General features: G+C 71.3%; 20 protein-coding genes. 4 read left to right on the top strand and 16 right to left on the bottom strand.

The genetic code is table 11. The features are described 5' to 3' along the window. Positions 1–199: 199 nt before the first annotated feature. Entirely contained in the window at positions 200–1,477 is a 1,278-nt protein-coding gene (locus LVB77_RS02355; RefSeq protein ID WP_232908623.1) for an acetyl-CoA C-acetyltransferase, read from the bottom strand. 115 nt (positions 1,478–1,592) lie between these two features. Between LVB77_RS02355 and LVB77_RS02350 the strand changes: the two genes are divergently transcribed. Next, positions 1,593–2,507, top strand: a complete 915-nt coding sequence (locus tag LVB77_RS02350; protein WP_232908622.1) for a hypothetical protein — start codon at positions 1,593–1,595, stop codon at positions 2,505–2,507. 323 nt (positions 2,508–2,830) lie between these two features. On the opposite strand, the gene LVB77_RS02345 is transcribed toward LVB77_RS02350, so the two are convergent. The 4 genes from LVB77_RS02345 to LVB77_RS02330 form a co-directional block, all read right to left on the bottom strand. Beyond that, positions 2,831–3,322 (bottom strand): GNAT family N-acetyltransferase, encoded by a 492-nt coding sequence (locus LVB77_RS02345; RefSeq protein WP_232908621.1) that lies wholly within the window; start codon positions 3,320–3,322, stop codon positions 2,831–2,833. Positions 3,323–3,482: 160 nt separating this feature from the next. After that, entirely contained in the window at positions 3,483–4,052 is a 570-nt protein-coding gene (locus LVB77_RS02340) for a superoxide dismutase family protein (RefSeq protein ID WP_232908620.1), read from the bottom strand. Positions 4,053–4,140: 88 nt separating this feature from the next. Next, complete coding sequence (gene ntrC / locus LVB77_RS02335; RefSeq protein WP_232908619.1) at positions 4,141–5,556, bottom strand: nitrogen regulation protein NR(I); 1,416 nt, start codon at positions 5,554–5,556, stop codon at positions 4,141–4,143. Beyond that, positions 5,553–6,614: an ATP-binding protein gene (locus LVB77_RS02330; protein WP_232908618.1), complete on the bottom strand. Its 1,062-nt coding sequence runs from the start codon at positions 6,612–6,614 to the stop codon at positions 5,553–5,555. The genes ntrC and LVB77_RS02330 overlap by 4 nt, the downstream gene beginning before the upstream one ends. Before the next feature lie 241 nt (positions 6,615–6,855). Here LVB77_RS02330 and LVB77_RS02325 point away from each other — a divergent pair, with 241 nt between their 5' ends. The 3 genes from LVB77_RS02325 (at position 6,856) to LVB77_RS02315 (ending at position 10,056) form a co-directional block, all read left to right on the top strand. Next, positions 6,856–7,236: a BlaI/MecI/CopY family transcriptional regulator gene (locus LVB77_RS02325; RefSeq protein ID WP_232908617.1), complete on the top strand. Its 381-nt coding sequence runs from the start codon at positions 6,856–6,858 to the stop codon at positions 7,234–7,236. Between the two features lie 2 nt (positions 7,237–7,238). Continuing rightward, positions 7,239–8,468: a M56 family metallopeptidase gene (locus LVB77_RS02320; protein WP_232908616.1), complete on the top strand. Its 1,230-nt coding sequence runs from the start codon at positions 7,239–7,241 to the stop codon at positions 8,466–8,468. A 277-nt stretch (positions 8,469–8,745) separates the two neighbouring features. After that, the gene (locus LVB77_RS02315; protein WP_232908615.1) at positions 8,746–10,056 is read left to right on the top strand and encodes a hypothetical protein; all 1,311 of its coding nucleotides are present in this window, start codon (positions 8,746–8,748) and stop codon (positions 10,054–10,056) included. Between the two features lie 30 nt (positions 10,057–10,086). Here the strand turns inward: LVB77_RS02315 and LVB77_RS02310 are convergent, their stop codons facing one another. The 11 genes from LVB77_RS02310 to LVB77_RS02260 form a co-directional block, all read right to left on the bottom strand. Further along, entirely contained in the window at positions 10,087–12,501 is a 2,415-nt protein-coding gene (locus LVB77_RS02310; RefSeq protein WP_232908614.1) for an EAL domain-containing protein, read from the bottom strand. 131 nt (positions 12,502–12,632) lie between these two features. Beyond that, positions 12,633–12,992 carry a hypothetical protein gene (locus LVB77_RS02305; protein WP_232908613.1) on the bottom strand — a complete coding sequence of 120 codons (360 nt, stop codon included), beginning with the start codon at positions 12,990–12,992 and terminating at the stop codon, positions 12,633–12,635. A gap of 75 nt (positions 12,993–13,067) precedes the next feature. After that, entirely contained in the window at positions 13,068–13,457 is a 390-nt protein-coding gene (locus LVB77_RS02300; protein ID WP_232908612.1) for a roadblock/LC7 domain-containing protein, read from the bottom strand. Continuing rightward, complete coding sequence (locus tag LVB77_RS02295; protein ID WP_232908611.1) at positions 13,454–14,014, bottom strand: ATP/GTP-binding protein; 561 nt, start codon at positions 14,012–14,014, stop codon at positions 13,454–13,456. The genes LVB77_RS02300 and LVB77_RS02295 overlap by 4 nt, the downstream gene beginning before the upstream one ends. 9 nt (positions 14,015–14,023) lie before the next feature. Continuing rightward, positions 14,024–15,010, bottom strand: coding sequence for a hypothetical protein (locus tag LVB77_RS02290; protein ID WP_232908610.1), 987 nt, complete (start codon positions 15,008–15,010; stop codon positions 14,024–14,026). Between the two features lie 197 nt (positions 15,011–15,207). Then, complete coding sequence (locus tag LVB77_RS02285) at positions 15,208–15,819, bottom strand: response regulator (RefSeq protein ID WP_232908609.1); 612 nt, start codon at positions 15,817–15,819, stop codon at positions 15,208–15,210. After that, positions 15,816–16,907 (bottom strand): sensor histidine kinase, encoded by a 1,092-nt coding sequence (locus LVB77_RS02280; protein WP_232908608.1) that lies wholly within the window; start codon positions 16,905–16,907, stop codon positions 15,816–15,818. The genes LVB77_RS02285 and LVB77_RS02280 overlap by 4 nt, the downstream gene beginning before the upstream one ends. A 276-nt stretch (positions 16,908–17,183) precedes the next feature. Then, positions 17,184–17,888: a glutathione S-transferase N-terminal domain-containing protein gene (locus tag LVB77_RS02275; RefSeq protein ID WP_232908607.1), complete on the bottom strand. Its 705-nt coding sequence runs from the start codon at positions 17,886–17,888 to the stop codon at positions 17,184–17,186. A gap of 169 nt (positions 17,889–18,057) precedes the next feature. Continuing rightward, positions 18,058–18,951 carry a bile acid:sodium symporter family protein gene (locus tag LVB77_RS02270; RefSeq protein ID WP_232908606.1) on the bottom strand — a complete coding sequence of 298 codons (894 nt, stop codon included), beginning with the start codon at positions 18,949–18,951 and terminating at the stop codon, positions 18,058–18,060. A 104-nt stretch (positions 18,952–19,055) separates the two neighbouring features. Next, a complete protein-coding gene (locus LVB77_RS02265; RefSeq protein WP_232908605.1) occupies positions 19,056–21,665 on the bottom strand; it encodes an amino acid adenylation domain-containing protein in 2,610 nt (869 codons plus the stop codon). A gap of 75 nt (positions 21,666–21,740) precedes the next feature. Beyond that, the gene (locus LVB77_RS02260; protein ID WP_232908604.1) at positions 21,741–21,980 is read right to left on the bottom strand and encodes a hypothetical protein; all 240 of its coding nucleotides are present in this window, start codon (positions 21,978–21,980) and stop codon (positions 21,741–21,743) included. Positions 21,981–22,079: the final 99 nt, after the last annotated feature.

Here is a 22,079-nt window from a genome sequence, read left to right as displayed (position 1 = left end):
TGGGACGCCGCTCTTACAGAGAGAGGTGTAGCTACGCGCTTTGGGGTAGGAGCGGCGTGAGCCGCGACCGTGATGCAGCCGAGGCCATGCAGGTCACGCCGCCGCGCGGTTCCGCAGGTCGCGGCTTACGAGCGAAGGAAATCCCTGCGGGACGCCGCTGCTACAGGGCCTAGTGCCGGCCCTGGCCTACCATCGCGCCTCAGCGCTCCAGGATCGCCACCACGCCCATGCCGCCGGCGGTGCAGATCGAGATCAGGCAACGGCCGCCGCCGCGCTGCTTCAGTTCCTTGGCGGCGGTGGCGACGATGCGCGCACCGGTCGCGGCGAACGGATGCCCGGCCGCCAGCGAGGAGCCGTTGGGGTTGATCTTGGCCGGATCGATGCGGCCCAGCGGCGCGTCCAGGCCGAGGCGGTTCTTGCAGTAGTCCTCGCTCTCCCAGGCGCGCAGCGTGCACAGCACCTGCGCGGCGAAAGCCTCATGGATCTCGTAGAAGTCGAAATCCTGCAGCGTCAGGCCGTTGCGCTTGAGCATCTCCGGCACCGCCACGGTCGGCGCCATCAGCAGGCCCTCGCCGTGCACGAAGTCGACCGCCGCCACCTGCGAATCGCGCAGGTAACACAGCACTTCGTGGTTGTGCGCGCGCGCCCACTCCTCCGACGCCAGCAGGCAGGCCGCGGCGCCGTCGGTGAGCGGGGTGGAGTTGGCCGCGGTCAGGGTGCCGCGGCCGGAGGTCTTGTCGAAGGCCGGCTTCAGCGTCGCCAGCTTTTCCAACGTGCTGTCGCCGCGCAGGTTGTTGTCGCGCGAGACGCCGCGGAAGCTGACCACCAGATCCTCGAAGAAGCCGCGCTCATAGGCGGCGGCCAGCTTCTGGTGCGAGGACAGCGCCCACTCGTCCTGCGAGTCGCGCGAGATGTTCCACTCCTTGGCCATGTCCTCGCAGTGGTCGCCCATGCTCTTGCCGGTGCGCGGCTCGGCCACGCCCGGGAACTCGGGCTTGAGCTCGCGCAGGTGGAAGCCCTTGAACGCGGCCAGCTTGCCCTTGGTGGTCTTGGCGCGCGCGGCCTGCAACAGACGGCTGCGCAGACGCTTGCCGTACACGATCGGCACGTCGGAGGTGGTGTCGGAACCGCCGCCGATGCCGACCTCGATCTGGCCGGTGGCGATCTTGTTGCCGATCGTCACGATCGAATCCAGCGAGGTGCCGCAGGCGCGCTGCAGGGTGATGCCCGGCGTCAGCGGCGACAGGCCCGAGGACAGCGCGGCCTCGCGGCCGAGGTTCCAGTCGCTGCTGTGCTTGATCACCGCGCCCATCGCGACCTCGCCCAGCTGCTGGCCGTGCAGGCCGAACTTCTCGACCAGAGCGCCGAGGGTCCGTACCGACATGCCGAGGTTGCCGACGTCCGCGTAGGCGGTGTTCTGGCGGCAGAACGGAATGCGAACGCCACCGAGCACGGCGACGGGACGGACAGGACGCATCGGAATACCTCGGCTGGCGGGATAAAGACCGGCCCGCAACATCATCGCGGGCATAATGGTGCAGTGTAGCGCCGCCTCCGCGCGCAACCAAACGCCAGCGTATCCAAGCCCGCCCATGACCTCAGACGCCAGCCCACGCCCCGCGCCGCCCGCCCCCCTGCACGTGCTCGGGGCGCTCGCGCTGGAGCTGCGCGGCGACGCCGCGGTGGCCCGCCAGGCCCTGTCCCAGGCCCAGGTCGGCGCCCTGGCGGACCTGATCGCACGCGATTTGGCCGGCTTTTCGCCGCAGGCCGCGGCGTTGGAGCTGGTCGTGGTCGGCGCCCATTACGACCCGATCGAGGTGCTGCGCCCCGGCTGGCCGCTGCATCACGAGCTCGACCAGCTGGCCGCACGCGCGCCCGGCCGGCGCGAGTCCGAGGGCCGGATCGTCGCCTTCGGCGCCCACGAGGACCGCCTGCCCGGCACGTTGGCGCCCTCGCCCGACTATGCCGGCGGCCCGCTGCGGCTGGTGCCGTTCCTGCTCGGCGGCGATCCCGACACCGCCGCGCGCGTCGGCGACGCCTTCGAAAGCACCCTGCTGGAACGCGGCATGGCCGGCGCCGACACCGCCCTGGCCGCGCAGGACGCGTTCGGCCTGCAGGTCGAGCACGCGCGCTATCTGACGGTGCACGATCTGGCCGCGATGATGGCCATGCAATACGAGCACGCCGGCCTGGCCCCGCTGTGGCCGATCCTGGAAACCGCGCTGCTGCAGCCCGACGGCGAGGAATGGCTGGACGCGCCGCCGGAGCCGCTGATCCGCTACGCGCAGGGCGAGGCGCGGATCGCGCTGTTCTCGCCGCCGGCCTGGCATGCGCGCTATGCGCCCGAGGCGCCGTGCGACAGCGACGAGTGCCGCGCCCAACTCAACCGCCGCTACCAGCATTTCGAGGCGCGCCTGCGCCAGATCGCCGCGGTGCTGGGCGCGCACGGCATCCCGGCCACGTTCGTGCATTGCGACGACGGCGTCGACGCGCGCGGGCAGCTTTAAGGCGGGCGGCGGCTCGCAATCCGCGGTTCACCGCGCTGCGTAATCGCGGCTCACGCCGCTCCCACAGAAGGCCGTGCCTAGCCCGCGCCTTGGGGTAAGTCGAATGCGTGGCGTACCCGGCTTTGGGGTAGGAGCGGCGTGAGCCGCGACCGTGATGTAGCCGAAGCCAGCGCAGGTCGCGCCGCCGTGCGAATTTCCGGGTCGCGGCTCACGCCACTCCTACCGTCGCAAGCACGACTGCTCCGGTCGACGCAGCGCCTGGGCAAGCGATATGGCTGTCTGTGGGAGCGGCGTGAGCCGCGATGTCCCCACGCGCCCGCGCTTCAGCCCTTGCCGAATTCGGTCTCGAAGATCGCGTAGCCCGCATCGTCCATGTCCAGCGCGCGGTAGGTGCTCTGCGCGGCGGTGTTGGCGCGCTCCACGTACAGGCGCAAGCCGATCACCCCCGGCGCGGCCTGCGCCAGCGCCGCGACATGGCCGTGCATGGCCTGGTACACGCCCTGGCGACGATGCTCGGGCGCGACGTAGACGCTCTGGATCCACCACCAATCGCCGTTGCGCCAGTCGCTCCACTCGTGGGTGAACATCAGCGTGCCCGCCGCCACCGCGATGGTCTCGCGACCGGCCACCTCGACCTCGCGCATCGCCACGAAGTAGCGCGCCTTGGCCGCATCGGCCAGGCCGGCCTCGACGCCGGCGCGCACGGTGTCGGGATCCAGCCGCTTGTGTTCGGTCTCCCAGGCCATCGCGATCATCCAGTCGGCGATCAGGTCGCGGTCGGCGGGTTCGGCGTCGCGGATGCGCAGGCGGGTCATGGGCGTGGGGTCGGCAAGTAATGGTTAACAGGATAAGCGCGCGATGCGGCGCGGTCGTGCTCGACTAGCGCGACATCGCAGCGCGTGGATAGGGCTCGCAAAAGCGATGGTGCGAGCCGACGCCGCGCATCGTGGCGCGCGACGCCGGCCGCCCGCTGCATCAATGCGAAATCGAGATCACGCCGCAAGCGATGCGCGCACCGGCATTGCCGGCCGGCTGGCTGGCGTAGTCGTCGGGCGCCGCATGCACCACCACCGCGCGACCGGCGACGTCGTTGCCCGCGCCGCCGCCCAAGGTCACCGCGCGCGCATGCGCATCGACCTTGGCCACGCCCTCGCCATCGGCGACCAGATTGTCCATGTCGCCGCCGTGGTGGGTGCCGCTGTCGACCTTGCCATGCGCGCTCATGCCCGGATTGAAATGCCCGCCCGCGCTGCTGGCGTCGACGGCGCTGCAATCGCCTTTCTCGTGGATATGGATCGCATGCACGCTGTTGGGCGCGAAACCGCCGACCACGCCGGTGAGGCGCACACCGTCGGCGGTGGGCACGATCTTCAGCTTGCCGCTGACCAGGCTGCCCGAGGCGGACGCCAGGATCGCCTGACCCGACTGCGCGGTGGACACCGGCTTGGGCGGCGGCGGCGCGGTCGTCTTCTTCGGCGCCGAACCGCAGGCGGTCAGGGCCGCGGCGGCGATGGCGGTCAGGGCGATACGGGCGGCGGTGTTCATGACGGCTCCTCAGTACGATGACGATGGAATACGAATTCGAATAGCGGCAGCGGCACGCTAGCGCGGCGCCGGTTCAGCGCCGGTGAAACTAACTGCGCTTGCGTCCGGAACCGAGCTTGCGGGTCAGCGTGTTGCGGCCCAGGCCCAGACGCGCCGCCGCTTCGGTGCGGCGCCCGCCGGTGTGCTCCAGCGCGGCCTCCAGCAGCGCGCGGTCGAAGCGCTCGCGCGCCTGCGCGTGGATGTCCTGCGCGCCTTCGGACAACTGCGCGCGCACCCATGCGGCCAGGCGCGCATCCCAGTCGTCGTCGCGGCGCGCGCTGGCGCCGGCGGATAACACCTCGTCCAGATCGGCGCGGCTGATGCTGTCGCCCGGCGCCAGCGCGGCCAGCCGCCAGCACACGTTCTCCAATTCGCGCACGTTGCCAGGCCAGTCGTGCGCCTGCAGCCGTTCCAGCGCGGACTTGGACAGGCGTTTGGGCGCGGCCGCGAACTTGGCGGCGGCCGCGGCTAGGAAACGCTCGGCCAGCTGGCCGATATCGGCGCGCCGTTCGCGCAGCGGCGGCAGGCGCAGCCGCACCACGTCGAGGCGGTGCAACAGATCGGCGCGGAAGCGGCCCGCGCCCACCAAAGCCTCCAGGTCCTGGTGCGTGGCCGCGATCACGCGCACGTCGACGCGGATCAGCTCGCGTCCGCCGACGCGGAAGAACTCGCCCTCGGCCAACACACGCAGCAGACGCGTCTGCAGCGGCAGCGGCATGTCGCCGATTTCGTCCAGGAACAGACTGCCGCCATCGGCCTGCTCGAAGCGGCCGATGTGGCGACGCTGGGCGCCGGTGAAGGCGCCGGCCTCGTGGCCGAACAATTCGCTTTCCAGCAGCTCGGCCGGAATCGCGGCGGTGTTGAGCGCCACGAACGGCCGCGACGCGCGCGGCGACTCGCGGTGCAGCGCGCGCGCGACCAACTCTTTGCCGGTGCCGGTCTCGCCGGTGATCAATACCGACAAGGGCGCTTGGGCAAGACGGCCGATGGCGCGGAACAGCGTGCGCATGGCCGGCGTGTCGCCGATCAGGGCGTCGGCCGCGCCGGCTTCGGCGCCGGCTTCGACGGTGTCGGCCGTGCCCTGTTCGGCGCCCAGCGCGCGCGCGGCCAGCGCGACCGCGTCGTCCAGATCGAACGGCTTGGACAGGAACTCGTGCGCGCCGCCGCGGAACGCGCCGGCGGTGCTGGCCACGTCGGTGTAGGCGCTCATCACGATCACCGGCAGGCGCGGCGCGGCGGCCTTGAGGCGGTCGAGCAGGACCAGGCCGTCGTCGCCGGGCATGCGCACATCGGTGAACAGCAAGTCCGGCGCGCCGCGCGCGGCCAGGGCATCGAGCACGTCGTGCGCGTTCTCGAAACCGTCGACGGCGTAACCGGCCTCGCGCAGGGCGGTGGCGAGCACGAAGCGCACGCTGCGGTCGTCGTCGACCACCCACACGCGGGCGGAGGCGGAGGTCGGACTCATGCGGGCGGCGCCTCCGGTTCTATCGGCATCGGCAACAACAGGGTGAACACGGTGTGGCCCGGACGCGAGCGATACGCGAGCGAGCCGCGATGTTCGCGCGCGACCTGCTGCGCCAGCGCCAAGCCCAGGCCGCTGCCTTCGGCGCGGCCGGACACCAGCGGCAGGAACAATTGCTCGGCCAACTCGTCCGGCACGCCGCGGCCGTCGTCGCCGATGTCCAGGCGCAGCGCGATCGCGTGCACCGCGTCGGCGATGCGCACGCTGTGCTCGGCGCGCGTGCGCAGGCTGACCTGGGTCGCGCCGGCCTCGATGGCGTTGCGCACCAGGTTCCACACCGCCTGCATCAGACGGTCGGCGTCGCCGGCGAATTCCGGCAGGCTGGGATCGTAATCGCGCACCAGGCGCACCGCCCAGCCGGCCTCGCTCTCGGCCAGGCGCAGCACGCGTTCGAGCACGGCATGGATGTTCAGCGCCGCGTGCGCGCGCGGCGGCGCCGGCGACAGCAACTGGTCGAGCAGCGCGGTCAGGCGATCGACTTCGCTGCCGATCAGCCCGACCAGCTCGCGCGAATCGCCGTTGCCGGCATGGCCCTGGTCCAGCCGGCGCGCCAGCAACTGCGCGGCGCCTTTCACGCCGGCCAACGGATTGCGCAGTTCGTGGGCCAGACCTTTCAACGAGGCCGACAGCGCCGACGGCAGCAGCAGCGCCGGATCGTCGCCGGGGAACTCGTCGACCGGATGCGCTTCCAGCAGCCAGCCGTCGTCGTCGAGCCGGCTCAGCCACAGATCGGCGAAGCGCTCCTCGCCGTCGGCGTAGCGCAGGCGCGCGCGGCGCAGGCGCAGCGAGCCGTCGGCGGTGGTGCGTTCCAACGCGGCGGTCAGGCGCCCGTCGCCCGCGTCCAGGCTGGCCAGCGGCCAGCCCAACAGGCGCCGCACGCCGACCCCGAGCCAACGCGAAAACGCCGCATTGCAGCCGACGATCGCCCCGCCCGCATCGCTCCAGGCGAGCGGGGTGGTGAGGCTGTCCAGGGCGGGCGCCGGGGCGGGATCGGTGGGCATTGCACCATATTAGTGCAAAGCGCGGTGGGTGCAGTATGCAGGTACGGGCCGTCGCAGGGCGGCTGCGCGGTGCCGCACGATCGTCGCGACCGGTGGCGATGGCCGCGCATCGGTCGGATGCGTGCACGACACGTGCATCGCTGCGGTTGCCACCGCACGGCACGCCTACGGGCGATTCCTCTCCTGCCGCGCGCTACGCGCTCGCCTTGTCTGGCGATGACGATCGTCGCATCCTGATGCGGTGAAGAAGCCGCCGCCCACCGCCGCCGAACTGGCCATCCTGCGCGCCCTGTGGCGCGACGGGCCGGCGACGGTGAAGCAAGTCCACGAGGCGGTCTATGCCGGCACCGACACCGGCTATACCAGCGCCCTGAAGATCCTGCAGAACATGCTGGCCAAGGGCTTGGTGTCGCGCGCCACCGACGCGCGCCAGCACGTCTACAAGGCCGCGGTGTCCGAGCGCCCCACCCTCAACACCCTGGTGCGGGGCTGGATGGACAGCGCGTTCTCGGGCTCGTCGCTGGCCCTGGCCATGCAGGCGCTGGACGCGCGCCCGATCGACCAGAAGGAACTGGCGGAGTTGAAAGCCGCCATCAAACGACTCGAAGCCGACGCGGACTGAGCATGGCGGCCACCACGCTGGCGTACGTGTTCGAGCTGCTGGCGTTCGCCCTGTTCGCGACCCTGTTGCAAGGCGGCCTGCTGTGGCTGTCGTGGCAGCTGTTGAGCCGCGCGATTCCCGCCGCCCAGCCGCAACGGCGCTACCGGATCGCCGGCGCGCACTTCGCGCTGCTGGCGGCGTTGCCCGTACTGACCGTTGCCGGCTTCCACCTGCTGTTCGTGGCCATGGGCGGCGAGATCTCCCGCGAGAAACCGGCCGCGGACCTGTGGCCGCTGGCGAACGGCACGCCGTATCTCGGCTTGCCGGCGGCGGTGGCGGCCTGCTGGCTGCTGGGTGCGGCGCTGCACTGCCTGCGGCTGGCGCGCGAGCTGGTCCGATTGGCGCGATGGCCGCTGCGCATGCCGTCGCCCGATCTGGTCGCGGCGGTCGAGCGTTTGCGCACCACGGTGCCGGGCCACCGCAGGTTGATCGCGCGCGTGGCGGAGGTCGCCTGCCCGCAGATCGTCGGGCTGCGGCGGCCGGTGCTGATGGTGCCTGCGGATTTCATGACGGCATCGCCGGCCGCCGAACGCGACGCTATCTTGCTGCACGAGCTGGCGCACGCGCGCCGCCGCGATTTCGCCTGGAACCTGCTGCAGCGGCTGGCATTGGCCGGGGTCTGGTTCCATCCGGCGGCGTGGGCGCTGCACCGGCGCATGGCGGCGGAACGCGAGGCCGTGTGCGATGCGTCGGCGGTGCGCCACGGCGCCACGCCGGCCGCGCTCGCGCGCGGCTTGCTGCGTTTGGCGCAGACGCGCGAGCCGTCGCGCATCGCGATGGCGTCTTCCGGCGGCGCCGCCTTGAGCGAACGCGTGCAGCGCCTGCTCATGCCCGCGGCGGCGCCGGTCGCGCCGCTGCGGCGGACGCTCACCGCTGCCGGCCTGCTGGCGCTGGCCGCGGTCGCGGCGGCGCTGGCCACACCGGGGTTCAACGCCGCGCGCATGCGCGAGCTGTACATCGCCAGCGGCTTCGGGCCGACGGTGGTCGTCAACGCGCGCGACCCCGCCGGCAGTTTCGCGCTGCGCATCCGCCAGGGTCGGGTCGTGCAGGCCTCGATCGAGCGCCAATCGGTGCCCAGCGAACGCATCGTGCAGAACGGCGATTCGGTGGTGCTGCTGGGCGCGAACCGTCGCCCGGCGCTGGCGCTGCAGGTGTTCGCCAATGGGCGCATTCGCTGGGATGCGCGCGACTGAGGCGGGCGCTTTATCGCGTTACTGCGAGTTGCGCCCTCAGGCCCAGGCCGCGTGCTGGCTGCCGCGGCTCTCTGTGGGAGCGACGTGAGTCGCGATCGTGACCTGGTCGGGCTCCGGCGCGTGACGTCGCCTTGCGCGCTGACGCATCGCGGCTCACGCCGCCCCCACAGAAGGCCGGACACGATCGCGGTAACGGAACGCGTAGGCCCCCTCCCCAAGGCAGTTGACATACGACGGGCGTCGTAGATAAATACGACAACCATCGTAGAGAACGCTCATGCGCCTGCCTTCCGCGCTTTCCCGCCCCGCCCTGGCCTTGGGCATGACCGCCCTGCTGCTGCCGGCCCTGGCCTCGGCCGCGCCCGACCAGGCCGGCGCGGCCGAGGTGTTCGCGCAGGCTCGCGCGATCTGCGAGAGCGACGGCGGCGCGCTGTGGGGGCAATCCCTGTGCGGCCCCATCCTGCTGGTCGACTACACCGATCGCTCGGTGGTGGCCAACGTCGCCGACGCACAGGGGCAGCTCACCGCAGCCGGCCCGGTGTTCGTCGGCACGCTGCCCGAGAGCGTGATCATCGCCAACACGCCCACGCAGTGGTCGGGCCTGCGCTGGACGCAGCTGCTGTGGCCTCTGCCCACGGACCCGGCCCAGCGCCAAGTGTTGATCGCGCACGAGCTGTTCCACCGCATCCAGCCTGAGCTCAAGCTCACCCGCAACGAAGTCGGCAACCGCCACCTGGATACCTTGGACGGCCGTTACCTGCTGCAACTGGAGTGGCGCGCGCTGGCGCGCGCGCTGCAGGCGCCGACGCCGGAACAACGACGGGCGGCGGTGGCGGACGCGATGCTGTTCCGTCACGAACGCCAGCGCCTGTTCCCCGACGCCGCGCGGGAAGAAGGTCAGTTGGAAATCAACGAAGGCGTGCCCGAATACACCGGCGTGCGACTGGGCCTGAGCGATCCGCGCGAACGCGTCGCCTACGCCGTCCACGACCTGTCGGCCTTCGTCGCCGCGCCCACCTTCGTGCGCTCTTTCGCCTACGCCAGCGGCCCCGCCTACGGCCTGCTGCTGGACGAGAGCGATCCGGCCTGGCGCGGCAAACTGCAGTCCGACCAGCGCCTGGACCAACTGCTGAGCGCCGCGATGGCGCTGCCGGCGCCGGACCCGGCTCAGCTCAAAGCGCGTGTCGCGCAGTACGACGACGGCGCGCTGCGCACGGCGGAGGAACTGCGCGACAACGCCAAGCGCAAGCGCCTGGCCGAGTTCAAGGCGCGCCTGGTGGACGGCCCGGTGCTGATCGTGCCGCTGAAGAAAACCAACCGCCAGTTCAATCCGCAAACGCTGCAACCCTTGGGCGAGCTGGGCATGGTCTATCCGACGATGCGCCTGACCGGCGAATGGGGCGCGCTGCAGGTCGACAGCGGCGGCGCCTTGCTCACGGATGCGCGCGCCACCGTATCCGCGGCGGGCATGAGTCCCGCGACGGTCGCGGGCGACGGCTGGAAGCTCGACCTTGCCCCGGGCTGGACCGTGCAGCCGGGCGAGCGCGCGGGCGATCTGATCGTGGTACCCAAGCCGAACGCACCATAATCCTCGCGCGCGGTCGGGGCGGCATCGCGCTCAGGCCACGTTGGCGGTCACCGCCCCGGTGCCGGTCTGGCGGATCAGCTCCTGCAAGGGGCAAGGCTCGTGGATGGCATAGCCCTGCGCCGCGTCCACGCCGATGTCGCGCAGGCGCTGCAGCACCGCCTCGTTCTCCGCCCACTCGGCCACGGTGCGCTTGCCCTGCGAGCGCGCGACTTCGGTGATGGCGCGCACCACGGCGTAGTCGAGATCGTTGCGGTCGATGTCGCGCACGAACAGTCCGTCGATCTTGAGGATGTCCACCGGCAGGCTTTTGAGATACGCGAACGAGGACAGTCCGCTGCCGAAATCGTCCAGCGCCACCAGGCAGCCGCGCGCATGCACGGCATCGATGAAAGCGCGCGCCTGCGACAGCCGGTCGATCGACGCGGTTTCGGTCAGTTCGAAACACAGCTTGCGCGCGACCTCGGGATGCGCCTCCAGCAAGGCCTCGGCGCGGCGGCAGAAGTCGCGCGAGGCGGCCGACTGACCCGACACGTTGACATGGCACAGCTCCAGCCGGTTCAGATGCGCGCGATGGCGCGACAGCGCCTGCACGGTGAGGATCAGCACCTGCAGGTCGATCATGCTGGCCTGACCGTAGCGCTCGGCCGCGGGCAGGAAGGCGCTGGGGTAGCACAGGTTGCCGCTGACATCGCGCAGGCGCACCAGGATTTCGTACTGCAGTCCGCCGCCGGCGTCGTTGAGCGGCACGATGCGCTGCGCGTACAACTGCAGGCGGTCCTCGGCGATCGCCGAGCGCGTCTGATCGACCCAATGCATCTCGCGCTGACGCTGAGCGACCTCGCTGTCGCTTTCGACGTACACCTGGATGCCGTTGCGGCCGCCGTCCTTGGCCAGGTAGCAGGCGGTATCGGCGGCGCGCAGCAACCAGGCCACGCTGGGGCTGTCGGCGTTGATCTCGACCAAGCCGATGCTGGCCGTCAGCGCCAGATGATGGCCCTCCCACAGCAGGCAGGTGTCGGCCAGCACCTGGTTGATGCGGCCGGCGAATTCGGTCGCGGCCTCCACCGGCGTGTCGTGCAACAGCACGGCGAACTCGTCGCCGCCCAGGCGTCCCATCCAGTCCTCGGGGCGCAGATGGCCCGGCAGCGTGGTCGCGATCAAGCGCAGCACTTCGTCGCCGGCGGCGTGGCTGCAGGTGTCGTTGATCAGCTTGAACTGGTCCAGATCGAGGAAGCACAGCGTGTGGCGGCGCCCGTCGCCATGCGCCTGCGTCAGCAATCCGTCCAGGCGCTGTTCGATCTCACGCCGGTTGATCAGGCCGGTCAGGCCGTCGTGGCTGGCCTGGAAGGTCAGGATCTGGGTCAGGTCGCGCGCTTCGGACACGTCCTCGACGATGAGGAAGATGCGGCCGTCGCCGCTCTCGATCTGCACCGTCGAAGGCGTCACCCGCCCCCAGAACTCGCTGCCGTCGGCGCGCCGCACGCGCCGTTCGACCGGCGTGGAGCCGTCCATCCAGCTCAGGCCGGCGGCGCCGCCGTCGGCCAGGTGATCGCCGAAGCGCGTGCCGACCAGATATTCCGACGAGTAGGACAGCATAGCCGCCAGCTCTTCGTTCGCGGCCAGCACCCGGCCTTCGTGATCGAGCTTGGCCATGCCCACGCTGGCCTGCTGGAAGGCGGCGCGGAACCGGCTTTCGGTGGCGCGGATGCGGCGCAGCGAGGAGTAGTAGGCCAGCACCGCGAGCGCGGCGATCACCACGAACAGCACGCCGCTGACCAGCAACAGCATCACCCGCACCTGCGCCACGCCGCCGAGCAGGGTGTCGGCGAACTGGCGTTCCATCGGTTTCAGCGTGCGGCTGATGCGGTCCAGCTCCGCGCGCAACTCGGTCCCGGCCGGGCCCGCGCCGGGTTGGCGCCAATGCGTTTCCAGCCGGTCGGCGATGGCCTGCAGGCGGAAGATGTGCGGTTCGGCCCGGCGCCAGATCGCCACCGCGTCGGCGAAGAACGGCGCATGCGAGAAGTTGCGGTACACCCAGATCAGACGCGGGATGTCGGCCTCGGCGTTGCGGCCGGCGCGAAAGCCGCGCCGCGCGGTGTCCAGGTCCGGCGGACTGCGCTCCAGCGCCAGACGCGCGGCGCGGTCGCCCATCGGCACTTCCAGCGCCTTGCGCGCCTGCGCCAGATCGTGCGGATCGCCGCGCGCGGCGTAACGGTCGAGGTGGTAGACGGTTTCCAGCCGCGCGCGCGACCAGTGGCCCTCGCCGACCAGATAGGCGGTGGCGCCGGCCTGGATCTCGATGACGGCGGCGGACACCACCGTGGCCAGCCCGGCGGCGAACACCAGGGCAACGAAGCCCAGCCAGATGCGTCGTTGCGCCTGCTTGATCCCCGGCGTCGCGTACCACGACAGGCTACGCGCGGCAGCTACATCCCTGTGCCGCATGTCCACTCCCCCGAGAGGCATGTACGCAGCGAATGTACGCCGTTGCCGACGAAACTCAACTGTCCGCCGGGAACCCCGTACCCGCCGGGTTCCCGGCGCCCGCGCGGCGTCGGGAGCCGGGAAAACGCGGGTCAAAGCGACATCGAGGCCTCGATCTCCGCGGTCTTGATGCGCGCCAGCGCCAGGCTGGATTTGGCCTTGTCCAGCACCAGGTAGATGAAGATGCCCGAACGCTCGGCCATCGGACGGATCACGTGGTACTGCTTGCCCAGGGTGATCAGGATGTCCTCGATGTTGTCCTTGAGGCCCAGCGATTTCATGGTCTTGAGCTTGGCGCGCACGACCTCGGTGTTGCCCGCGCCGGCCACGTCGAGATCGACGCCGCCGCCGGCCTTGCCCAGCACCATGCCGCTGTTGGAATCCACCACCGCGGCGGCGGCGGCGCCATCGATCTGCATCAGCTCTTCCAGCGATTGCGTCAGATTGCCCATGGCCGTACTCCTCGATTTCGCACCGGAAAGTGGACGGCTTCGGACCCGATGCGACGTCCGCAGCCGTTATGCGGATCAGATCGTCAGGCGCTGCCCCAGCGCGCGCGCGGTGTCGCGCGCGGCGTACAGCACCGAGCCCAGGCTGGCCGCGTCGCTGCAAAGCACGCTCATCAGCAGTTCGTGGCCCGACACCGGAACGCGCAAGGTGACCACCGCGCCGGTTTCGGTTTCGACGATGACGTTGCGGCAACCGCTCATGCGCAGCTCCAGCGCCACCGCCTCGCTCAACGCCAGCAGCGAGCTGACCATGGCCGCCAGCCGCTCGCCGGCGACGCCTTCGCGCAGCACCGCGGCGACTTCGAAGCCATCGCCGGTGACCACCGCCGCCGAGTCCACGCCCAGGGTCTGGCTGACCAGGACTTCCAGCATGTCGCGGCAGGGCAGCCGCAGTTCGTGCGCGCTCATGCGGTGGCTCCGGTCGGCTGGCGGGCGGCCTGGGCTTCGACCATCGCGATCAACGTGCCCAGCATGGTGCGCACCTGCGCGGCATTGCGCGCGTCCACGGAAAACACCGGCAGCACGCGGCCGAGTTGCGCCAGGCGCGCGTGATAGGCCTCCAGCGGCGGCATGCGGCCGAGGTCGCGGCGGGTGATGCCGACCACCAGCGCGCCGCGCGCGCCCAGCGCCTCGAAGCTGTGCAGGTAGCGCTCCAGCTCCGACAGCGGATCCGACGCGGTGTTGTCGACCAGCAGCATCATGCCCAGCGCGCGCTTTTCCAGGATGCGCCACATGAAATCGAAGCGGTCCTGACCGGGCACGCCGTACAGCCGGACCTTGTCGCCGTCGCCCAGCGAGATCTCGCCGTAGTCCAGGGCGACGGTGGTGGTCGCCTTGGCGTTGCGCGCCGGATCGGTGTTGAGCGCCTCGGTGCGCACCACCGGAATTTCGCTCAGCGCGGCGATGGCCGTGGTTTTTCCGGCGCCCATGGGGCCGGCCACCAGCACGATGTATTCGCGGGCCATCGATGCCTCCTATTTCACCCAGCGGCGCCACAGGCGGTCGAACAGGCCGCCGGCGGCGCGCTCCTGCGCGGGCGCGGGCGGCGGCGGATCAGCGCTGGCGGTTTCCAGCACGCCGCACAGCTGGCAGGCATGCAGGAAATGATCGGCCTCGACCGCACTCATGCCGGTGGCCGCGGCCAGTTCGTACGCGTCCATCGCCGCGGCCGCGAGTACCGCGCAGGCCTGCAGATGCCGCGGTTCGTGCGGCAGGCGCGCGAAGTCCGGCCACTGCCGCAGGCGCTGGCGGTCCTGCCGCGCCGCAGGTTCGCGCGGCGCCATCAGTCCGATCGGCCACAGCACTTCGTCCAGCGGCGAGCCGTGATCGCGCTCGGCGGCCAGCTCCGGCGAGTCCGGCGCGATCGCCGTCAGCACGAAGCGCTTGGTTTCCAGCGCCTTGCCCAGCTGTTCCTGGGCAAAGTCCATGCAGTACATGCGGCTGCGCATGCACAGGTAGATCGTGCCGTGGCCCAGCACGCGCACGCGCAGGGCGTGATCGACCGGACGCGCCAACAGGCGCGCGAGCGAGCAAGCCAGGGTTTTTTCGTCGTCGACGGTCTCGACCGTTGCCGCGGCATGGCCGTGGTCGGCCAGGTGTTCGTGCTGCAGGCGGTCGCTCGCACCGTCCAGCAATTCCAGCACCGCCATCACCCGGAACGGCGCCGTCAGCGTCAGCGTGCCGGCCGGCGCGCCCGCTTCGTGTTCGCGCAGCAGCAGGCCCGACACGCCGGCGCGCACGGACGCGCGGCGCGACGCGCGCGTATGCAGGTAGAGGTCGGTGTCGGTGCCCACGGCCCAGGTCCAGCCGCGCAGGGATTTGGGGCCGACCACCTTCAGGATCGCATCGAGGGTGGCGTACTCGTCGGGCTCCAGCCCGTCGACGAGCAAGCGCAGGGGTGCGGCATCGCGCTCGGACGCCACCGGATGCGGCGGCGGATCGTAAAGAGCGTCGGTGTTCATCGGCGCGCACCTCCCTGTCATCGCGGATGCGATCGGCGGGTGCGGGGCCGAGTGGAGCGGATGGCTCTGCCGGTTCGAGGCGGAGCGGAGGTCGCGGCGCGCGGTCGGGGCGCTGCGGCTGGGACAGACGCTAAGACCAAACGCCGGGCGGTGTCAACCCGACGAACCGCGACGGCAATCGCTAGTCGGCGCGGCCGCTATTCCGAGCGTTCGCCGCTCAGCGCGGACGCCGCCAGCGCGTCGGCGGCGAACACGATGCCCTCGGCCAGATCGGTCATCTTGCGCCGTTGCGAGCGGGCGGTGTCGCGCAGGCGCAGTTCGGCCTCGCTGCGCGACAGCCGATGCCGCTCCATAAGGATGCCGATCGCCACGCTGATGCCGCGCTGCTGATCCAGCGCCTGCTCCAGTTGGCGGCCGGTGCTGCGCAGACGCGCGAGATCGGCGGCGCGCTTCAGCGCCGCCTCCACCGCCGGCACGATCTGCGGAATGTCGATCGGCTTGACCAGAAACCCGACCGCGCCCAGCTCGGTGGCCTCCTCGACGGTGGCCTCGTCGCCGTAGGCGGACAGAAACATGAAGGGTATGCCGTCGCGCGCCTGCAGTTCGCGCGCGAGTTCGAAGCCGCCGCGCTCGCCCATGCGAATGTCCAGCAGGGCCAGGTCCGGGCGCACGCCGTCGAGCAGCGCGATCGCCTCGTCCACCGACTGCGCCGATTCGACGCGATAGCCGGCGGCCTGCAAGCCGCGGCTGATCGTGGCCAGCACCAGGCGGTCGTCGTCGACCACCAGCAGACAGCGGGGCGCGCTCATGCGATCGCCTCCTGATCCTTGCTGGCGCTCAGTACGTCGGGGGCCTGCAGCGTCAGCGTGGCGACGACGCGGCGGCCCTGTTCGGCCAGGCCGATGCTGGCGCCGCGCCGCGGCAACAGCGAACGGATCAGGCTCAGACCGTTGCCCAGACTGACGCCGGCGCCGAAGTCGAAATTGGCCGGCAGGAAGCCGGGATTGCTGATGCGGATTTCCGCGTGCTGCGCATGGGCGGTCGCGTCGATGGCGACGATGCCGTTGACGCCGGCGCGCGAGCGGTGCTTCGCGGCGTTCATGATGAGCTCGTTGAGTACCATCGCCACCGGCACGGACTCCTCTTCGTTGACGCTGAAGCGCTCCAGCACGGCGCAGCGCTCCGACACCGTGATCGGCACGTGCATGATGCCGGAAATCGAAGCGGCGACCCGCACCATCAGCATGCGCAGGTTGATCTGACCGTCCTTGGCCTCGCCGTGCAGGCCATGCACCGCCGCGATCGTCGACACCTGGGCCGACGCGGCTTCGAGCAAGGGTTTGAGCAGCGGCTTGTCGGACAGATGCTGGCGCAACAGTCCCGCCACGCCCTGCAGGCTGTTCTTGATGCGGTGATGCACCTCGCGGACCAGCGCGTCGCGTTGCGCGCGCGCGACGTCGGCCGAACGCGCGTCGGCGGCACCGGCGTCCGCGTCCTCAAGGGCCGCGACGATCAGGCCTTCGCCATCGGCGGCCAGCGCGACCGTCGCGTCCACGTTCGCGCCGTTGGCGGCGCGCAACGCCAGGCGCAGCGGCGCCCGCGCATCGTGCAAGCGCTCGGCCGCAAGCGGCAACGCCTGCAACTGCGCGGGCAAGGGCCGGCCCAGCACGCAAGCGGCTTCGAAACCCAACAGTCGCTCGGCACCGGCGCTCCACAACACCACGCCCTCGCGCGGTTGCCAGGCGACGAAGGCCACCGACGCGGGCGCGGACAGCGCCTCGACCATGGACAGCCAGTGCCGCGCGCGCTGGCGGCGCTCGCGACGCCGCCCCGCCAGCCAGGCCAGCGGCGCCAGCGCGACGCCAGCCAAGCCCAGCGCCAGCGCCCAGGCGTTCATGCGCGCTCCGCGAGCGGCGGCGAAATCCGCCGCGGCCGGCCGGCGCGCGGGCGCGATGCGGTACCGTCCTTGCGGCGTCCGCCCCGTGTCCGGTGTTGGCGCATGCGCGTAGTCGTCCTGACCATCCCCGGGCCAGTATGCGCCTAGTCGCGCCGGTGGGATCGGTGCGCCCTCACGCGCTCGGAACGCCGCGCCCAACGTCGCCGGATAGGATGCCCGGCGCGAGCGCGGATGCGACGCGGCAACGCGCGAACGCGGGCGAATCGCGGCGCCGGCTCAGCGCAAGCTGTCCCGCCACGCCAGCAGATCGGCGAACTCCGTCGCCAGCTCGGCATTGCGCCAACAGGCGCGATGGGCGGGCCCCAGCACCTGCGGCCCGGAGCTGGGCGCCACCGCTTCCAGCAGCACCGACATGGTGATGTCGGCGTAGCTGAAACGGTCCAGCACATAGCCGCTGCGCGCACGCGCCAGCGCCGCGCGCAAACTCACCAGCGCGTCGCGGTGCGCATGCGGCCAGGCCAGATGCGCGTACTTGCGGTCCAGGCGTTGGGCGACGCGGCGCGCGACCGGCCGCAGCAGGAAGCGCGCGCCGCTGGGCAGCAGCGGCACCGACTCGTCCAAGGCGCGGTCGTCGGCCAGCACCGCACGCACCACGCGCGTGCGCGCGGCCGCCAGACCGAGTTCGCTGATGTTGTCCCAGGTTTGGATGTCGGTCATATCGCCCAGGCGCGCATCGCCGGCGCGCTGCGCCGCGTACTGCGCGATCGCCCAGGAACCCAGCACTGCCTGGCGGCGCGTCAGCAGCACCGGCACCGACACGGGTTCGCGCCAGCGATTCAATTTCCAGCGCAGCCACGGTTCGCTGAGGCCCGGGGTGTACTCGCGGTAGAGGTAGTCGACGCCGCAATGGTCCAAGGCCCACCGGGCCTTGATGGTCCACGGCGAGAAGGCCTCGCCCACCAGTAGCGCCACGTCGCTCATCCCAAAGCCGGTCCCCTCCCGCCGTGCGCGTAGTAGGCCACGGAACGCGCCGCCGCGCCTTGGCGCAACGTGGCTATTGGGCACTGCGTCGCGGTCGCGGCGGCCTGCGGCGCGCTAGCCGGGGCTCAAGACCGCGGCGTCGAGCTCAGCCGCGGAGCGCAAGTGCGATTCACTGCGCCGGCCCGGTCGGCGCACCTTGCCCACGCCGCGCGGCGCGTCGCCCGTAGATCACCACCGCCGCCGCCGGCAGATACATCAGCATGCCGTACATCAGCGCCGGCACCGCGATCTGCTCCGACTTCATCAGGCTCAGGGCGATCAGCGCGGCCAGGGTGGCGTTCTGCACGCCGACCTCGATGCCGACCGTCAGCGCATCGGGCAGGTTCAGCCGCAACAACCGTCCCAGCACGACGCCGCCGGCGGTGGCGCCGCAGGCCAGGGCCAACGCAGGCAGGCCGACGCCGCGCAGCAGCGTGGGCAGGTTGGCCCACTGCTGGATCACCAGCGCGACGATGATCGCGAACAGCACCAGCATCGCGAACGCGCCGGTCCATTTCTCGATCCTCAATGCGAACGCCGGCGCGACCCGGCGCAGCCCCATGCCCAGCAGGATCGGGATCAGCACCAGCGCCGCCAGGTGCATCGCGGTGCTGCGGAACGGCACCTGCAGGTCGGCGCGTTCGCCGGCGAAGAACTGCAGCGCCAGATTGACCAGCAAGGGCACGCTGAGGAACGTGATCAGGCCGCTGATCACGGTCAGGCTGACGGCCAGCGCGACATTGCCGCGCGCCAGATAGGTGAGCGCATTCGACGAGGAACCGCTGGGGCAGGCCGCCACCAGCACCAGGCCGACCGCGAATTCCGGCGGCAGCGCGAACGCCCAGGCTATGAAGAAGCCCAGCGCCGGCAACCAGACGTAGTGACCGAGCACGCCGACCAGCACCGGCTTGGGCCGCTCGCCGATGCGCAGGAAATCGGCCGGCGTCAGCGACATGCCGATGCCGGTCATGATCAGGGCGATGGCGATCGGCAACAGCACCTGCAACAACTGGCTGTCCTGCATACCGGCGGATACCTGCGAGTAAGGAGGGGACGACGGGCGATGCCACGGCCGCCGTTACGCGATTGATGCCGCGAACCGGCGCGCAGGTCAACCGTCGGCGGCGATCACGCCATCACCATGCGCTCGCGCCGATCCAGCTGCGCCTGCACCAGGCGCGCCAGCTGCTCGGCATAACGCAGGTTGAGCATCAGCGCGTGCTCGCACGGCAGATCGTGCACGCGCAGCGCGCCGCGCACGTAAGGCGCCCAGTACTGCGGCGAGTGCGGCGCCGGCCCGCGCGGCGGCGCGGCGCGGACCAGCAGCAGGTCGCAGTTCAGGGGCGCGGGCCGGTAGCGGTCGGCGATGGCGAAGGTGTTGGCGCCGGTCTCGGGGTCGAACAGGATCGGCGAGATGTCGTAGTAGCCCTCGTCGATCTCGGCGATCACGCGCGGCGGCGCGCGGACGGCGCCGTCGTGCGCCTCGTCGGCGCTGCCTGCGTCGTCCTCGGTCTCCAGCTCCGGCACCAGCGCGGGCTGCGATTCGGCTTCGAACTGCCCCGGAAAGAAATCGACCACGCACAGCAGCGATACGCGCTCGCCCTGCGCCTCCAATAGCGCGGCGGCCGCGCTGGCGGTGGCGCCGCCCAGGCACCAGCCCAGCAGCCGGTACGGGCCGTCGGGCTGCAGCGCGCGAATCTCGCGCACGTAGTCGCTCGCCATCGCCTCCACCGATGCGGGCAGGTAGCCGGCCTCGCGCAGGCTGCGCGCCTGCAGACCGTAGATGGCGTAGTCGCCGCCCAGATGGCGCGCCAGTCGCCGGTACGGCCAGCTCAGTCCGCTGCCGGGATGGAAGCAGAACAAGGCCGGCTGCGTGCCCGCGCGGATGGGCAAGGCCGGCACCCGCAGCGCCGATGGAATCTCGCTGTGGATCGGCGTGTCGCCGTCGTCCCGATCCGCGGCCGCGCTCAGGCGCGCCACGCTGCGGTGCGCCAGCACCTGCCGCGCCGATACCGCTAGACCTTCGCGCGCGGCCAAGGCCGCGACCCGCACCGCGCTGAGGCTGTCGCCGCCCAGGGCGATGAAATCGTCGTCGGCGCCGATCGTCGCCGGGTCCAGGCCCAGCACGTCGGCGAACACGCCGGCCAGCACCTGTTCCTGCGGGCGCCATGCGCTGTGCGCGTCGGATTCGCCGGCACTGGGTGCGGGCGCCGGCAAGGCCGCCAGATCGATCTTGCCGTTTGCGGTCAGCGGCAGGCGCGGCAGCATCACCCAGGCCGCCGGGTGCATGTAATCGGGCAGCTGCGCGGCCAGCGCCGCGGCGGTGGCACGCAACCAGTCGGCATCGTGCTCGCCGGCGTCGGCGCGCGCCACGTACGCCACCAGGCGTTTGTGCCCCGCACGCTCGTCGATCGCCCGCACCGCCGCCTGCGCCACGCGCGGCAGGCGCGCCAGGCGCGTTTCGATCTCGCCCGGTTCCACGCGGAACCCGCGCAACTTGATCTGGCGGTCGGCGCGTCCGAGAAAGCACAGCGCGCCGTCGGCGCGACGCCACACGCGGTCGCCGCTGCGGTAGAGGCGATCGCCCGGTGCGCCGTACGGATCGGGCACGAAGCGCTGTGCGGTGAGTTCAGGACGCTGCAGATACCCGCGGGCCACGCCCGCGCCGCCGATCCACAGCTCGCCGGCGACACCTGCCGCCACTTCGCGCTGGGCGTCGTCGAGCACGCGTAGGTAAGCGCCGTCCAGCGGCAGTCCGATCGGCACCTCGTCCTCGTCGCTGCGCAATACCGGCAGCTCGCACAAGGTCGCGAACGTGGTGGTTTCGGTGGGCCCGTAGCCGTTGAGCACACGCAGCTCCGGGCAGGCGGCCTGCACCCGCCGCACCGCCGCGGCCGCGACCGCATCGCCGCCGGCGATGACCTGCCGCAGGCCGCGCAGACTGGACGCGGCGTCCGCCGCCAACGCATGGAACAGGCCCGCGGTCAGCCACAGGTCGGTGACGCCGTGTTCGGCGATCGCGCGCCGCAGGCCGGCGGCGTCCAAGGCGCCGGGCGGCGCCATCACCACCGTCGCGCCGTTGATCAACGGCGTCCACAGCTCGTAGGTGGACGCGTCGAATGCGGGCGAGGAATGCAGCAGCACGCGCGCATCGGCGGCGTCGCGCCAGTGGCGGTCGCGCGCGAACGCGGCGATGTTGCCGGCGGTGGTGCAAATGCCCTTGGGCTGGCCGCTGGAGCCGGAGGTGTACATCACATAGGCCAGCTGCGCCGGGTCGTCCTCGCGTTGCGGGGCGGCGTGCGCCATGGGCAGCGGCTCGTCGGCATCGACGGCGATGCATTGCAGATCCTGGGCGAACGCAGGCGGCGGCACGCCGCGCTCGTGCAGCAGTAAGCGCGCGCCGCTCTCGGCCAGCATCTGCCGCTGCTGCTCCGGCGCGGCGCCGACGTACAAGGGCAGGTAGGCGGCGCCGGCCTTGGCCACCGCCAGCAAGGCGATGGGCAAAGCCGCGCAGCGTTCCATCCACACCGCCACCAGCTGTTCGCGCGCCAGACCCAAGGCCTGCAGGCGCAGAGCCAAAGCGTTGGCGCGCGCATCGAGTTCGGCGTAGTCGTAGCGCCGGTCCGCGGCGATCAGGGCGATGCGCGCCGGCGCGAGCGCGGCTTGGCGCTCGAACGCCGCCGCGGGCGTCTGCGGCCGATCCGCCGCGTCTGCTTGCGCCTCTTGCCGACCGTCCATGCCGCTCTCCGCGCAGTCCTTGCGTCTGCGTCGGATGGTAGCGGCAAAGCCGCGCGCCCACTACCGGGCGCAGGCTCAGGCGGGCGCGCGGTCGGCCACGCCTTTCACGCCGGCGTGCTTGGCGCAATGCGCGCAGCAGTAGATCGCGTCGCCGCCCTCGATGCCGTGGCCGATGATCGGGCAGGCGCAGTGCGCGCAGCGTGGCGCCAGCGCGTGGATCGCGCATTCGAACGAATCGAAGGTGCCGCCGCGCCCGCCCATGTCGATCAGGAAGGCCTTGTCGTAGTCGTTGCCGCACACGTCGCAGATCGCCATGACGCACTCCCGGCGCTGAAGCCTGCCGACGAGGCTACGCGCCGGCGAGTTAAGCGCTGCTGCCGTTGGCGTTAGCCCGGTGTGTAGGCCGCGCCCGCG

This window comes from Lysobacter sp. 5GHs7-4 (genome assembly GCF_021284765.1).
GTDB lineage: Bacteria > Pseudomonadota > Gammaproteobacteria > Xanthomonadales > Xanthomonadaceae > Lysobacter.
This window is presented reverse-complemented; position numbering and strand designations above follow the sequence as displayed.